A 12,441-nucleotide genomic window follows, 5' to 3' on the forward strand; every position below is an offset into this window, starting at 1 on the left:
AGATAAACATGGCTAATCCGCTGTATCAAAAACACATCATTTCCATAAACGATCTCAGCCGCGAAGACCTTGAACTGGTTTTGGCGACCGCCGCCAGCCTGAAAGCGAACCCACAGCCGGAGCTGCTGAAGCACAAAGTTATCGCCAGCTGTTTCTTCGAGGCCTCGACGCGCACCCGTCTCTCTTTTGAAACGTCCATGCACCGTCTGGGGGCCAGCGTGGTCGGCTTCTCCGACAGCGCCAACACCTCGCTCGGTAAAAAAGGCGAAACCCTGGCCGACACCATCTCGGTCATCAGCACCTACGTCGACGCCATCGTGATGCGTCACCCGCAGGAAGGCGCAGCGCGTCTGGCCACCGAGTTCTCCGGCAACATTCCGGTACTGAACGCTGGCGACGGCGCGAACCAGCACCCGACCCAGACGCTGCTGGATCTGTTCACCATTCAGGAGACCCAGGGCCGTCTGGAGAATCTGAACATCGCGATGGTCGGCGACCTGAAGTACGGCCGCACCGTCCACTCGCTGACCCAGGCGCTGGCGAAGTTTAACGGTAACCGCTTCTACTTTATCGCCCCGGACGCGCTGGCGATGCCGCAGTACATCCTCGATATGCTCGATGAGAAAGGCATTGCCTGGAGCCTGCATAGCGCCATCGACGAGGTGATGGCAGAGGTCGATATTCTCTACATGACCCGCGTACAGAAAGAGCGCCTCGACCCGTCCGAATATGCCAACGTCAAAGCGCAGTTCATCCTGCGCGCGGCGGATCTGGTTGGCGCACGCGATAACATGAAGGTGCTGCACCCGCTGCCGCGCATTGATGAGATCACCACCGATGTCGATAAGACGCCGCACGCCTGGTACTTCCAGCAGGCTGGTAACGGCATCTTCGCCCGTCAGGCGTTACTGGCACTGGTACTGAATAGCGAACTGGCTCTGTAAGGGGGAAATGACGATGACACACGATAACAAATTACAAGTAGAAGCCATCAAACGCGGCACCGTAATTGACCATATCCCGGCCCAGGTTGGCTTTAAGCTGCTGACCTTGTTTAAGCTGACCGAAACCGACCAGCGCATCACCATCGGCCTGAACCTGCCGTCCGGCGAGATGGGTCGTAAAGACCTGATTAAAATCGAAAACACCTTCCTGACCGATGAGCAGGTCAACCAACTGTCGCTGTACGCGCCAGAAGCGACCGTGAACCGCATCGATAACTACGAAGTGGTGGGCAAGTCGCGCCCGAGCCTGCCGGAACGCATCGAGAGCGTGCTGGTATGCCCGAACAGCAACTGTATCAGCCATGCCGAACCGGTTTCCTCTAGCTTTGCAGTGAAAAAACGTGCCGATGACGTTGCGCTCAAATGCAAATACTGTGAAAAAGAGTTTTCTCATTATGTGGTGCTGGCCAACTAATTGCGGTTGGTATTGAAATGTGGCCTCTCTATAATGGCTAACACCTTAATACTGCAGTTCATCTGGAGATATCATGAGCAAAACTATTGCGACGGAAAATGCACCAGCAGCTATCGGCCCATACGTTCAGGGCGTTGACCTGGGCAGCATGATCATCACTTCCGGTCAGATCCCGGTAGACCCGAAAACCGGCAGCGTGCCGGAAGACGTATCTGCTCAGGCGCGTCAGTCGCTGGAAAACGTGAAAGCTATCGTTGAGGCCGCTGGCCTGAAAGTGGGCGATATCGTGAAAACCACCGTATTCGTTAAAGATCTCAACGATTTCGCGACCGTTAACGCTACTTACGAAGCCTTCTTCACCGAGCACAATGCCACCTTCCCAGCGCGTTCTTGCGTAGAAGTGGCCCGTCTGCCGAAAGACGTGAAGATTGAAATCGAAGCGATTGCCGTGCGTCGCTGATTGCACGCAGTATGAAGAAAAGGCAGCCAATGGCTGCCTTTTTTGTTTTAGTGCTGTGGGTTTCCATCACCAATTACTGCCAGCCATAACGGCGGGTGAAGAACCCTTTCACCATCTGCGTGAAGGTCATATACCCCACCAGAATCGCCACCAGCCATGGGAAGTAGCTCAGCGGCAGCGCTTCTAATTGCAGATAGCTTGCCAGCGGCGAGAACGGCAGCGCGATACCAATCGCCATCACCAGCAGCGTCATGGCAAACAGCGGCCACGCGGCGCGGCTCTGCACAAACGGAATGCGGCGGGTACGAATCATATGCACAATCAGCGTCTGCGACAGCAGCCCTTCAATAAACCAGCCGGACTGGAACAAGGTCTGCATTTCTGGCGTATTAGCTTTAAACACCCACCACATCAGGCAGAAAGTCAGAATATCGAAGATGGAGCTGATTGGCCCGAAGAACACCATAAAGCGCCCCAGATCGGCCGGGTTCCAGCGCTGCGGTTTACGAATCTGTTCGTCATCGACGTTATCGAACGGCAGCGCCACCTGGGATACATCGTACAGCAGGTTCTGAATCAGCAAGTGTAACGGCAACATTGGCAGGAACGGCAGGAAGGCGCTGGCCACCAGCACGCTGAAGACGTTACCGAAGTTGGAACTGGCGGTCATCTTGATGTACTTCAGCATGTTCGAGAAGGTACGACGCCCTTCGATCACCCCCTCTTCCAGCACCATCAGGCTCTTTTCCAGCAGGATAATATCCGCCGCTTCACGGGCGATATCTACCGCACCGTCCACGGAAATACCGATATCCGCCGCACGCAGCGCCGGTGCATCGTTGATGCCGTCGCCCATAAAGCCCACCACGTGCCCTTCGCGTTTCAGCAGCGTCACGATGCGCTCTTTATGCATCGGCGTCAGGCGAGCAAACAGCGTGGTGCGCTGGGCAAGCTTCGCCAGCTCGTCATCGCTCAGGTGCTCAATCTCGCTGCCAACAATCACATCGCCCGCATCCAGCCCCACTTCATGGCACACTTTCGCCGCCACCAGCTCACTGTCGCCGGTGAGAATTTTCACGGTGATGCCGCTCGCTTTCAGCGCTTTCAGTGCCGGTGCGGTGGTCTCTTTCGGTGGATCGAGGAAGGCGATATAGCCTTCGAGGATCAGATCGGACTCATCAATGCGCTGATAGTCGCCTTCACGCGCTGGCAGGAACTTGCTCGCCACCGCCACCACGCGCAGCCCCTGACGATTCAGGGTATCGGTCACGCGTTTGATGCGGCGCAGCATGGTCTCGTCCAGTGGCACGATTTCACCGTTATGGTAGACCTGCGTACAGACGTTGAGGATCTCCTGCAGCGCCCCTTTGCAAATCAGCTTGTGTACATCCGTTTTTTCACTGACCACCACCGACATGCGGCGACGTTCGAAATCAAACGGGATCTCATCCACTTTCTGCCAGGCGGTCGACAGCTCACGGGCCGCCACTTCATCCACCCCTTCCAGCACTGCGGTATCCAGCAGATTTTTCAGCCCGGTCTGGTAGTGACTGTTGAGCCATGCGGTTTGCAGCACACGCTCGCTCACCTTGCCGGAGATATCGGTGTGGTTCTCCAGCACGATTTTATCCTGGGTCAGCGTCCCGGTTTTGTCGGTGCAGAGGATGTCCATCGCGCCAAAGTTCTGAATCGCGTCGAGGTGTTTAACGATAACCTTCTGTTTTGACAGCTTCACCGCCCCGCGCGCCAGCGTTGAGGTGACAATCATCGGCAGCATTTCTGGGGTCAGGCCCACCGCCACGGAGAGGGCAAACAGCGCCGCTTCCCACCAGTCGCCTTTGGTATAACCGTTGATTACCAACACGATAGGCGCCATCACCAGCATAAAGCGGATCAGCAGCATGCTGACGCGGCTGATGCCTTTCTGGAACGCATTCGGCTCGCTTTCCTGCTCGCTTACGCGACCAGCCAGTTGCCCAAACCAGGTGTTGGCCCCGGTGGCAATCACCATCGCCTGCGCGGTGCCGCTCACCACGTTAGTGCCCATAAAGCACAGGGTGTCGCACTCGAGCGGGTTGGTTTGATCCGGCTCGCGGGTATGCGCCACTTTCTCAACCGGCAAGGATTCGCCGGTCAGCGAGGCCTGCGCCACGAACAGATCGCGCGCCTGAATCACGCGCAGGTCGGCCGGGATCATGTCCCCCGCCGCCAGTTTGATAATGTCGCCCGGCACCAGTTGGTCGATAGGCAGTTCCACCCAGCTGCTCTCGCCCTTATCATTGATGACGCGCAGCACCGTCGCGGTGTTGCTCACCATCGCTTTCAGGGTGTCTGCCGCTTTGGTCGAACGAGCTTCCTGGACAAAATTCAGCAGCGTGGAAATGCCCACCATCAGCACGATGACCACCGCCGCGAACAGATCTTCCGTCGCGTAAGAGACGGCGGCCAGCACGGTCAGCAGGATGTTGAACGGGTTACGGTAGCAGAGCCACAGATGCACCCACCACGGCTGCGGCTGCTGCGCGGGCAGCTTGTTTTCACCATGCGCCACGCGCGCCTGTTCGACTTCCGCGGCGTTCAGCCCTTCCGGATGGGTGTTAAAGGTTTCCCACAACGCCTGTTCGCTGAGGTGCGCCATTTTCAGGCACTGTTCGCTGAGCGATGGCGGAATAGGTGTGTGAGCAACGCTCTGCTGAGAAGGCATAGGATCGCGCTGTACCAGACGGCGCGGCAAATGGCGGCCAAGCTGCGCGAACAGCTGCCGGGTTAAATTTTTCAGCATACAAAAGTCCTCCGCAGTCGCCGGAGGCAACCGCAGACAGGCCTACGGGCACAGTGAATCTGTACCGTAAAGGCACTTCATTTTTATTGCAGGGACATTAAGACGTGTCACTGCCTCACATCATCGGCAAGGCAGCGAAAAGCTGGCTTACCGGAAAGTTACTCTCCAGATGGAGAGACGGGTGGGATCGGGATCCATACAGCCTCCGGTAAGATTGATAATAGAAAACGCCGCGGATTATACGCAGAAATTCATAAGGTTTGTGACTATTAGAGCGATATAATAACGTCAGGCAATTCAACGGTACGTCAACCATCAGGTAGACGGCATAAAATATTCACGCGGGGCAACTATTATGGAAAATCGGCTGACTATTAAAGATATCGCTCGCCTGAGCGGTGTCGGGAAATCAACCGTCTCCCGCGTGCTGAATAATGAAAGCGGCGTGAGCGATCGCACCCGTGAACGCGTCGAAGCCGTCATGGTGCAGCACGGCTTCTCCCCTTCACGCTCCGCGCGCGCCATGCGCGGGCAAAGCGATAAGGTGGTGGCGATTATCGTCACCCGTCTGGATTCGCTGTCGGAAAACCTGGCGGTACAGACCATGCTGCCGGCCTTCTACGAGCAGGGCTACGACCCTATCATGATGGAAAGCCAGTTCTCGCCGGAGAAAGTGACCGAGCATCTGGCGATGCTGAAACGCCGCAATATCGACGGCGTGATCCTGTTTGGCTTTACCGGCGTGACCGAGGAGATTCTGGGCGACTGGCACTCGACGCTGGTGCTGATGGCCCGTGATGCCAACGGTTTTGCCTCCGTCTGTTATGACGACACCGGGGCGATTACGCAACTGATGCAGCGCCTGTTCGAAGTGGGCCATCGCCATATTAGTTTCCTCGGCGTTCCTCCTGCCGACGTCACCACCGGGCAGCGGCGTCACGATGCCTATCAGGCGTTCTGCAAACGCCACAAGCTGACGCCGGTCGCCGCACTGCCGGGCCTGGCGATGAAGCAGGGCTACGACTTCGCAAGCCAGGTTATCACCCCAGAGACCACCGCGCTTATCTGCGCGACGGACACCCTCGCTCTCGGCGTGAGTAAGTACCTTCAGGAGCAGCGCATCGACAACGTCCAGTTAGCGAGCGTCGGTAACACGCCGCTGACCAAATTCCTGCACCCGGAAATTATCACCGTCGATCCCGGCTACGCCGAGGCCGGACACCGCGCCGCAGAGCAGCTGATCGCCCAGATCAGCGGTAAGAGCGAACCGCATCAGATCGTGATCCCCGCCATTCTGTCCTAAGCTTAACATCAGCTTTAATGTGATCGCCGCAGCGTTTCGGGAACGTTCCCATTTTCCCGAAACCGCAAACCCGTTAGGCTAATATTCAGCGTATTAATAACGGTTCGATCCTGAGTCCGTCAGATGTCTCGCTAACAAGTGCATCTGAAGTGGCGGTATCGGGGAGATCTCACCTCTGTTTTAAGGCCCTATCATGAGCAAAAAAATAGACCAAAAGAACATCGATAAACTTATCGAGCTGGTTGGCGGGCGCGAGAACATCGCCACCGTCAGCCACTGCATCACGCGCCTGCGCTTTGTGCTTAACGATCCGGCCAAGGCCTCCCCGAAAGCTATCGAAGAGCTGCCGATGGTCAAAGGCTGCTTCACCAACGCCGGGCAATTCCAGGTGGTTATCGGCACGGAAGTGGGCGACTACTATCAGGCGCTGCTTGCCACCACCGGCCAGACCGGTGCGGACAAAGAGCAGGCCAAAACGGCGGCTCGCCAGAATATGAAATGGCACGAGCAGATGATTTCTCACTTCGCTGAGATCTTCTTCCCGCTGCTGCCAGCGCTTATCAGCGGGGGCTTGATCTTAGGCTTCCGCAACGTGATCGGCGACCTGCCGATGAGCAACGGCCAGACGCTGGCGCAGATGCACCCGTCGCTGCAAACCATCTATGACTTCCTGTGGTTGATTGGTGAGGCGATCTTCTTCTATCTGCCGGTCGGTATCTGCTGGTCTGCGGTGAAGAAAATGGGCGGCACGCCGATCCTCGGCATCGTGCTCGGCGTCACGCTGGTTTCTCCGCAGCTGATGAACGCCTACCTGTTAGGTCAGCAGGTTCCAGAAGTGTGGAACTTCGGCCTGTTTACCATCGCTAAAGTCGGCTACCAGGCGCAGGTTATCCCGGCGCTGCTGGCGGGTCTGACCCTCGGCTTTATTGAGACGCGCCTTAAGCGCATCGTGCCGGACTACCTCTACCTGGTCATCGTACCGGTATGCTCGCTGATTCTAGCGGTATTCCTTGCTCACGCGATTATCGGGCCATTTGGTCGCTTGATTGGCGACGGTGTTGCCTTCGCCGTACGTCACCTGCTGACCGGCAGTTTCGCACCAATTGGCGCCGCACTGTTCGGCTTCCTGTATGCGCCGCTGGTGATTACCGGTGTGCACCAGACCACGCTGGCCATTGATATGCAGATGATTCAGAGCATGGGCGGCACCCCGGTGTGGCCGATGATTGCCCTGTCAAACATCGCGCAGGCCTCTGCCGTCGTCGGCATTATCATTTGCAGCCGTAAGGCCAAAGAGCGTGAAATCTCCGTTCCGGCGGCTATCTCCGCCTACCTCGGCGTAACCGAACCAGCCATGTACGGGATCAACCTGAAGTACCGCTTCCCGATGCTCTGCGCCATGATCGGTTCCGGCATCGCGGGCCTGCTGTGCGGCCTGTACGGCGTGCTGGCGAACGGTATCGGCGTCGGCGGCCTGCCGGGCATCCTGTCGATTAAGCCAACCTTCTGGGGCGTCTACAGCATCGCCATGATTATCACCATCGTAGTACCGATTCTTCTGACGGTGATGGTCTACAAACGCAAAGAGCGTCAGGGCACGCTGCCCGTCATGTAACACACCTTCTTCGGGGCGCACTTGCGCCCCTGATTCTTATTAGAGGACAACCGAATGAATACACTACCTCACTGGTGGCAAAACGGCGTGATTTACCAGATCTACCCGAAAAGCTTCCAGGACACGACCGGCAGCGGAACGGGAGATCTGCGCGGCGTCACCTCACGTCTCGACTATCTGCAAAAGCTCGGCGTTGATGCCATCTGGATAACGCCGTTCTACGTTTCCCCGCAGGTCGATAACGGTTACGACATTGCCAACTACACCGAGATCGACCCCTCTTACGGCACGATCGCCGATTTTGACAAGCTGGTTGCCGAGGCGCATCAGCGCGGGATTCGCATCGTGCTGGACATGGTACTCAACCACACTTCCACCCATCACGCATGGTTTAAAGCGTCGCTGAAGAAAGAGAGCCCATACCGCCAGTTCTATATCTGGCGCGACGGCACGCCGGACACCCCGCCGAATAACTGGCGATCGAAGTTTGGCGGCAATGCCTGGCAGTGGGACGCGGCCAGCGGCCAGTACTATCTACACCTGTTCGCCACCGAGCAGGCGGATCTCAACTGGGAAAATGAAACGGTCCGCGCCGAGCTGAAAAAGGTCTGCGAGTTCTGGGCCGATCGCGGCGTTGACGGCCTGCGCCTCGACGTTATCAACCTGATCTCGAAAGACCAAAGCTTCCCGGACGACCATCAGGGCGATGGTCGCCGTTTCTATACCGACGGCCCACGCGCCCACGAGTTCCTGCAGGAGTTCAGCCGCGATGTCTTTACGCCACGTGGCCTGATGACCGTCGGCGAGATGTCGTCGACCACGCTTGAGAACTGCCAGCAGTACGCCTCTCTCGACGGCAAAGAGCTGTCGATGACCTTTAACTTCCACCACCTGAAGGTGGACTACCCTGGTGGCGAGAAGTGGACGCTGGCGCGCCCGGACTTTGTGGCGCTGAAGTCGCTGTTCAATCACTGGCAGCAGGGGATGCACAACCGCGCCTGGAACGCGCTGTTCTGGTGTAACCACGACCAGCCACGCATTGTTTCGCGCTTTGGCGACGAAGGTGAACATCGCGTCACCGCAGCGAAAATGCTGGCGATGGTGCTGCATGGGATGCAGGGCACACCGTACATCTATCAGGGCGAAGAGATTGGCATGACCAACCCGCACTTCACGACGATTGAGCAGTACCGCGACGTGGAGAGCCACAACATGTATAACGAGCTGCTGGCGCAGGGACGAGACGCCGACGAGCTACTGGCGATTCTTGCCAGCAAATCCCGCGACAACAGCCGCACGCCGATGCAGTGGGACGCTAGCCCTAACGCTGGTTTTACCGAAGGCAAACCGTGGATTGGCGTCAGCCACAACTATGCTGAGATCAACGCCGAACGCGCGCTGGCAGAGCCGGATTCGGTGTTTTACGCCTACCAACAGCTGATTGCGCTGCGTAAGTCCGAACCGGTGCTGACCTGGGGTGACTACCAGGATCTGCTGCCTGAGCACCCGTCGCTGTGGTGCTACCGCCGTCAGTGGCAGGGGCAAACGCTGCTGGTCGCCGCCAACCTCAGCGGTGAGCCGCAGGCCTGGGAACCACCGGCGGGCTCCACCGATGGTGAGGTGTTGATGAGCAACTACGACACCCCTGCTGGCATGACGCTGCGTCCGTTTGAAGCTATCTGGTGGCTTCAACGTTAACCCTCCAGCCCGGTAGCACCCTGCTGCCGGGCTTCTTCGCATCACGCTGTTTTTCGGCCCTTTTCCGGACGTTTATTGAGCAGCAAAATTTACATTACCCTCAGCGCTTGCCATCTGTACTCTTGCATTTTTACTTTGTTCTGAATCAATAAAAGCGCAAACATCTTTGATGCAAATCACTACATATAGAACTTAAAATGCGTCCCGGCCCAACATATGGTATTTATCGACTATCATTGTAACAAATGATAATCACCAAAAAGATAGTCGGTATGTGGATAACCTGGGCCGCACACGAGGGAAAGTATTGGTTAATGGAGTGATTACGCCAATCGTCGTTTTCCCGCCTCTGTGGATAACCTGTTCTTATAACGTACTTATAAAATTGGAGTGATCATGACACCGCATGTGATGAAACGAGATGGCTGTAAAGTGCCGTTCAAATCAGAGCGCATCAAAGAAGCAATTCTGCGTGCAGCTAAAGCAGCGGGAGTCGATGACGCAGACTATTGCGCCACCGTCGCAGCAATCGTTAGCCAACAAATGCAGGGCCAGGCGCAAGTTGATATCAACGTGATTCAGACCGCCGTTGAGAACCAGCTGATGTCCGGGCCGTACAAGCAGCTCGCGCGTGCCTATATCGAATATCGCCACGACCGCGACAGCCAGCGCGAAAAACGCGGTCGTCTGAACCAGGAAATTCGCGGCCTGGTTGAGCAGACCAACTCGGCGCTGCTGAACGAGAACGCCAACAAAGACAGTAAAGTGATCCCGACCCAGCGCGACCTGCTGGCCGGTATCGTCGCTAAGCACTACGCTCGCCAGCACCTGCTGCCGCACGACGTGGTGATGGCGCACGAGCGCGGTGTTATCCACTACCACGACCTCGACTACTCGCCGTTCTTCCCGATGTTCAACTGTATGCTGATCGACCTGAAAGGCATGCTGACGCAGGGCTTTAAGATGGGCAACGCGGAGATCGAGCCGCCAAAATCCATCTCTACCGCGACTGCGGTGACCGCGCAGATCATCGCACAGGTGGCTAGCCACATTTACGGCGGCACCACCATCAACCGTATCGATGAAGTGCTGGCACCGTTTGTCACTGCCAGCTTCAACAAGCATCGCCAGACCGCTGAAGAGTGGCAGATCCCGAACGCGGAAGAGTATGCCCGTTCTCGTACCGAGAAAGAGTGCTACGACGCCTTCCAGTCGCTGGAGTATGAAGTGAACACGCTGCATACCGCCAACGGCCAGACCCCGTTTGTGACCTTTGGTTTCGGTCTCGGCACCAGCTGGGAATCCCGCCTGATTCAGCAGTCCATTCTGCGTAATCGTATCGCGGGCCTCGGCAAAAATCGCAAAACCGCGGTGTTCCCGAAACTGGTCTTCGCCATTCGCGATGGTCTGAACCACAAGCCGGGCGATGCCAACTACGACATCAAGCAACTGGCACTGGAATGCGCGAGCAAGCGCATGTACCCGGACATCCTCAACTACGATCAGGTAGTGAAAGTCACCGGTTCGTTTAAAACTCCGATGGGCTGCCGCAGCTTCCTCGGCGTGTGGGAAAACGAAGACGGCGAACAGGTTCACGATGGCCGTAACAACCTCGGCGTAATCAGCCTCAACCTGCCGCGCATCGCGCTGGAAGCAAAAGGCGACGAAGCCGCGTTCTGGTCACTGCTGGACGAACGTCTGGTGCTGGCGCGTAAAGCGCTGATGACTCGTATCGCTCGCCTGGAAGGGGTAAAGGCCCGCGTGGCGCCAATCCTGTATATGGAAGGTGCCTGCGGCGTGCGTCTGAAAGCGGACGACGACGTTTCCGAAATCTTCAAAAACGGTCGCGCGTCTATTTCTCTGGGCTACATCGGTATCCACGAGACCATCAACGCGCTGTTCGGCAACCAGCATATGTACGACAGCGAGATGCTGCGTGAGAAAGGCGTGGCGATTGTTCAGCGTCTGCGCGACGCCGTTGACCAGTGGAAAGATGAAACCGGCTACGGCTTCAGCCTGTACAGCACGCCAAGTGAAAACCTGTGCGACCGCTTCTGCCGTCTGGACACCGCCGAGTTTGGCCTCGTTGAGGGTGTGACCGACAAAGGCTACTACACCAACAGCTTCCACCTCGATGTGGAGAAGAAGGTGAACCCGTACGACAAGATTGATTTTGAAGCGGCCTATCCGCCAATCGCTAACGGCGGCTTCATCTGCTACGGCGAGTACCCGAACATTCAGCACAACCTGAAGGCGCTGGAAGACGTGTGGGATTACAGCTATCAGCACGTGCCGTATTACGGTACCAACACGCCAATCGACGAGTGCTACGAGTGCGGCTTTACCGGTGAGTTCGAGTGCACCAGCAAAGGCTTCACCTGCCCGAAATGCGGTAACCACGACGCTGCGCGCGTCTCCGTGACTCGCCGCGTCTGCGGCTACCTCGGCAGCCCGGACGCCCGTCCGTTCAACGCCGGTAAGCAGGAAGAAGTGAAGCGCCGCGTTAAGCACCTGGGTAACGGGCAGCTCGGTTAAGTTCGAGCGGTTTTTCCCCTCCCCCCTAAGGCTGAGGGAACCGTTCACTGCACCATCGTACCACCGTAGCCCGGCCGAGCGTAGCGACGCCGGGGCCGTCCCGGAGTCGGCGTACCGCCTCGTCCGGGCTACGATGGTTGCTAATCTGGAACGCGAACATGAATTACCATCAATACTACCCCGTCGACATCGTTAACGGGCCGGGTACACGCTGCACGCTGTTTGTTTCCGGCTGCGTTCACGAATGCCCCGGCTGCTACAACAAGAGCACCTGGCGCGTGAACTCCGGTCAGCCGTTTACCGCCGAGATGGCCGACCGCATCATCGCCGACCTGAACGACACCCGCGTAAAACGCCAGGGGATTTCCCTCTCCGGCGGCGACCCGCTGCACCCGCAAAACGTACCGGAAATTCTCAAACTGGTTCAGCGCATTCACGCCGAATGCCCCGGCAAAGATATCTGGGTCTGGACCGGCTACAAAATTGACGAACTGAACGCCGCGCAGAGGGAAGTCGTGAATCTGATCAACGTGCTGGTCGACGGTAAGTTTGTGCAGGACTTAAAAGACCCGGCGCTTATCTGGCGCGGCAGCAGCAATCAAGTCGTGCACCACCTGCGTTAATCCCCT

Annotated in this window: 9 protein-coding genes; 8 read left to right on the forward strand and 1 reads right to left on the reverse strand. The window is 57.2% G+C overall.

Annotated elements, in window-relative coordinates; all coding sequences use genetic code 11:
• Nucleotides 1-8: 8 nt before the first annotated feature.
• From pyrB to ridA, 3 genes are all read left to right on the forward strand, one after another.
• Nucleotides 9-944 (forward strand): aspartate carbamoyltransferase, encoded by a 936-nt coding sequence (gene pyrB, locus V6944_RS16485; protein WP_333499723.1) that lies wholly within the window; start codon nt 9-11, stop codon nt 942-944.
• Nucleotides 945-957: 13 nt separating this feature from the next.
• Complete coding sequence (pyrI, locus tag V6944_RS16490) at nt 958-1,419, forward strand: aspartate carbamoyltransferase regulatory subunit (RefSeq protein WP_123651198.1); 462 nt, start codon at nt 958-960, stop codon at nt 1,417-1,419.
• 73 nt (nt 1,420-1,492) lie between these two features.
• Nucleotides 1,493-1,879, forward strand: coding sequence for a 2-iminobutanoate/2-iminopropanoate deaminase (gene ridA, locus V6944_RS16495; RefSeq protein ID WP_000047541.1), 387 nt, complete (start codon nt 1,493-1,495; stop codon nt 1,877-1,879).
• Nucleotides 1,880-1,952: 73 nt separating this feature from the next.
• On the opposite strand, the gene mgtA is transcribed toward ridA, so the two are convergent.
• Nucleotides 1,953-4,661 (reverse strand): magnesium-translocating P-type ATPase, encoded by a 2,709-nt coding sequence (mgtA, locus tag V6944_RS16500; RefSeq protein ID WP_333499724.1) that lies wholly within the window; start codon nt 4,659-4,661, stop codon nt 1,953-1,955.
• 355 nt (nt 4,662-5,016) lie between these two features.
• On the opposite strand from mgtA, the gene treR reads away from it, so the two are divergent.
• From treR to nrdG, 5 genes are all read left to right on the forward strand, one after another.
• Nucleotides 5,017-5,964, forward strand: coding sequence for a trehalose operon repressor TreR (gene treR, locus V6944_RS16505; RefSeq protein WP_333499725.1), 948 nt, complete (start codon nt 5,017-5,019; stop codon nt 5,962-5,964).
• A 193-nt stretch (nt 5,965-6,157) separates the two neighbouring features.
• Complete coding sequence (gene treB, locus V6944_RS16510) at nt 6,158-7,579, forward strand: PTS trehalose transporter subunit IIBC (RefSeq protein WP_185669153.1); 1,422 nt, start codon at nt 6,158-6,160, stop codon at nt 7,577-7,579.
• A 54-nt stretch (nt 7,580-7,633) separates the two neighbouring features.
• Complete coding sequence (gene treC, locus V6944_RS16515) at nt 7,634-9,277, forward strand: alpha,alpha-phosphotrehalase (RefSeq protein ID WP_333499726.1); 1,644 nt, start codon at nt 7,634-7,636, stop codon at nt 9,275-9,277.
• A 396-nt stretch (nt 9,278-9,673) separates the two neighbouring features.
• The gene (nrdD, locus tag V6944_RS16520; RefSeq protein ID WP_333499727.1) at nt 9,674-11,812 is read left to right on the forward strand and encodes an anaerobic ribonucleoside-triphosphate reductase; all 2,139 of its coding nucleotides are present in this window, start codon (nt 9,674-9,676) and stop codon (nt 11,810-11,812) included.
• 158 nt (nt 11,813-11,970) lie between these two features.
• Nucleotides 11,971-12,435: an anaerobic ribonucleoside-triphosphate reductase-activating protein gene (gene nrdG, locus V6944_RS16525; RefSeq protein ID WP_333499728.1), complete on the forward strand. Its 465-nt coding sequence runs from the start codon at nt 11,971-11,973 to the stop codon at nt 12,433-12,435.
• Nucleotides 12,436-12,441 lie beyond the last annotated feature (6 nt).

It is taken from the genome of Kluyvera sp. CHPC 1.2972, from assembly GCF_036759925.1.
Taxonomy (GTDB): Bacteria; Pseudomonadota; Gammaproteobacteria; order Enterobacterales; family Enterobacteriaceae; genus Kluyvera.